The organism is Streptomyces sp. NPDC002867 (assembly GCF_053591895.1).
Genome location: NZ_JBSFUR010000106.1, coordinates 1 through 2,424, shown reverse-complemented (window position 1 = coordinate 2,424; position 2,424 = coordinate 1). Strand labels below are relative to the sequence as shown.

Annotated in this window: 5 protein-coding genes and 1 pseudogene; 3 read left to right on the top strand and 3 right to left on the bottom strand. The window is 70.2% G+C overall.

All coding sequences use genetic code 11. The features are described 5' to 3' along the window. The coding region (locus tag ACWD0A_RS34725) for a DUF6292 family protein (protein ID WP_451304689.1) at nt 1-194 on the top strand (194 nt) is incomplete at its 5' end. A gap of 10 nt (nt 195-204) precedes the next feature. On the opposite strand, the gene ACWD0A_RS34720 is transcribed toward ACWD0A_RS34725, so the two are convergent. Continuing rightward, on the bottom strand, nt 205-351 hold the full coding sequence (locus tag ACWD0A_RS34720) for a hypothetical protein (RefSeq protein WP_451304688.1): 147 nt from the start codon (nt 349-351) through the stop codon (nt 205-207). 87 nt (nt 352-438) lie between these two features. Here ACWD0A_RS34720 and ACWD0A_RS34715 point away from each other — a divergent pair, with 87 nt between their 5' ends. Continuing rightward, the gene (locus tag ACWD0A_RS34715) at nt 439-1,443 is read left to right on the top strand and encodes a hypothetical protein (protein ID WP_451304687.1); all 1,005 of its coding nucleotides are present in this window, start codon (nt 439-441) and stop codon (nt 1,441-1,443) included. Here the strand turns inward: ACWD0A_RS34715 and ACWD0A_RS34710 are convergent. Beyond that, nucleotides 1,396-1,665 (bottom strand): helix-turn-helix transcriptional regulator, encoded by a 270-nt coding sequence (locus ACWD0A_RS34710; RefSeq protein ID WP_451304691.1) that lies wholly within the window; start codon nt 1,663-1,665, stop codon nt 1,396-1,398. The genes ACWD0A_RS34715 and ACWD0A_RS34710 overlap by 48 nt on opposite strands. Before the next feature lie 141 nt (nt 1,666-1,806). Continuing rightward, nucleotides 1,807-2,148: pseudogene (locus tag ACWD0A_RS34705) on the bottom strand (AraC-like ligand-binding domain-containing protein); the annotation flags it as partial. Between the two features lie 80 nt (nt 2,149-2,228). On the opposite strand from ACWD0A_RS34705, the gene ACWD0A_RS34700 reads away from it, so the two are divergent. Further along, a partial coding sequence (locus ACWD0A_RS34700; RefSeq protein ID WP_451304690.1) for a transposase occupies nt 2,229-2,424 on the top strand: 196 nt, incomplete at its 3' end.

Below are 2,424 nucleotides of genomic sequence, written 5' to 3'. Positions count from 1 at the left end.
CGGCGCTGGTGTGGGACGAGCGGTACGGATGGCGCACAGCGACCAGCCGGCGCCACCCGATCGGCAAGGACACCGGCACGCCCCCGGAAGGCGAGACCATCCGCTACCTCGGCAGTGGCACCCGGCCGGAGCCGGCCGAGCTGCTCGAGGCGCTTGCCGACGGCCGCAAGGGCTCCAAGCGCCCCAAGGCCTGAAGCCGCGAAGTCAACCAGCCCGCAGATAGCTCGCCGCGGGGCCCACGGTGCCGGAGCCGAAGCGGGCGTTGAGCGCGTCGATGGCCTGCTCGGCGCGCAGCCGGTGCTCCCGGCCGGCGTCGAAGGAGAGCTGCTCGCTGGCCGCGGCCGCGTCCACGAGCTGATCGCAGCGCAAGGCGACCGCCCGTAACCGGGCACGCTGCAGTCCTCTGGCGCGCGCAGCGGCAAGCTCCTTGCGGGACCCGTGCCGCAGCTCGCGAACGGCCAGCGCCGCTGCTCCATCCGCTTCAAGGGCTGGGTCCTCGACAACTGGGCCGCCGCCGAGTTCGGCGCGCGTACCTTCCGCCGCGTCATCGGCTACCACGCCGACGAACTCGGCCGCGCCGAGAAGGACACGGCCATTCAGCGCCGCCTCAACACCGAGGCCGGGCGCACCGCCTGCGAGCCGCGCCATCCGCTCATCCTGGCCCGGATGGACCGGGCCGCCGTGGAGGCGTACGTGCTCGCCTCCCTGGGTGAGCCCATCAAGAAGTCGTACTGCGCCATGTGCCCGTTCTCCGGCGTCTGCGCCTCCCGCGACCGTCACGAAGAGCGGCTGCGCGCCCACCCGCACGTCGCCGCCGACGTGCTGCGCCTGGAGTACGTCTCAATGGCGCTCAACGAGCAGATGTCCCTGTACAGGCCCGCAGGATCGCTCTATGGGCGGCTCACAGAGGACGGCCGCAACCGCGCGGTCCTGGACGCCTTCCAGACCGGGCTGGACCAGACGCCCTACGCCGTCTACGAGATCCGCCGCATCACCTTCGTCGGCCGCACGAAGGACTGCCGCCGCTGGCACGGCAAGAAGTGCGCCAAGCCGAAATGGTGGTGCAGCTGGCAGCGCACCCCGCGCTGCCGCCGCATCCACACGATCGTCGACGAGGATTGCGCGCCGATCGATGTGGAGCCGCACCGCTCGGGTCCGGACCGCTGCCGTGGCAAACAGCAGAAGGGCAGACCTGGCGCTCGGTCCGCACGGTGTACGAAGGCCCCCGGGCGCGGGCCGAGCTCATCGTCAGCCGATTCGCCGAACGCTCCCGGGGAGCTGTCCGCCTGGTCACAGGCGGCGTCTCAGGCATCCGCCGCGCCCCCTACCCGCCCGACACCGAAGGCCTGCCCCCATCGAAGCGTTCATCGTCGCCGCGTCCGCCGGAGTCGCCGATCACGCAGACGAGCCAAGGTGTGCGGTGGCGCGCCATTCGCGGGGTGACACGCCGTAGGCGGCGCGGAAGGCGCGGCTGAAGTGGGAGGGGCTGGTGAAGCCGAAGCGGCGTGCGATGGTCATCACCGTTGGAACGTTTCGGCCCGGGCGGCCGAGCTCGCGGCGGCAGGCCTCCAGCCGGCGGTGCTGGATCCAGCGGCCAGCGGTGGTCCACTCGTCCTGGAAGAGCCGGTGCACGTGGCGTACGGAGATGTTGTGCGCGGCGGCCATGGTCTGCGGGGACAGGTCGGGATCGGCGAGGTGGCGGTCGACGAAGGCCTTGATACGCAGCCGCAATGCGGTGTGCGCGGCGTCGGTGCCGGTGCTGATGTCGGCAACGTCGCGGTCCAGTCGCTCAGCGATGAGGGTGGCCAGCAAGTCCGCGGCGTTGCGGGCGAGTAAGTCACCCATGTGCGGCGAACGGTTTCCCGCCTGGGTGGCGAGCTGGCAGAGGAACGGGATGATCAGCGACGCGGTTTCCGTATCGGCGTGGACCGGCACCGCGGTGATACGCCGCAGGTCGGACTCGTGAACTCCCAGCATCCACCGCGGTATCTGGATGACGTGCATGCGGAAGGCGGCAGGGTAGGTGACCGTGTAGGGGCGGGTGGTGTCGAAGAGGGTGAGCGCGCCGGGCCGCAGCAGTGTCTGGCTGTCTTTCTGGTCGATCACCAGGTGACCGCGGTCCTGTACACACACGTTGAGGTACTCGTCGTCTGTCCCGGCGGCCCACCGTGTGGTCTGGCGGACCTGTAAGACAGTGTCCTATGTGGTGCTGGCTCGTTGGGCTCGGCATGGGGCGGGGTACGTGGAGTTGGATTGTTCCGGACGGGCTGTGGGAGATCGCCGAGCCGCTGATCCCACCGTCGAAGGTGCGGCCGCAGGGCGGCGGCACGCAGGACACGCCTGATGAGACGCTGTTCGCGGCCATCATCTACGTGCTGGTCAGCGGATGCTCCTGGCGTGCGTTGCCGCCTTGCTTCGGGATAT

Excerpts from the sequence above, each read along its gene's own strand:
- ACWD0A_RS34710 (WP_451304691.1), bottom strand. The coding sequence starts at position 1,665 with ATGGCCGCCGCGCACAACATCTCCGTACGCCACGTGCACCGGCTCTTC.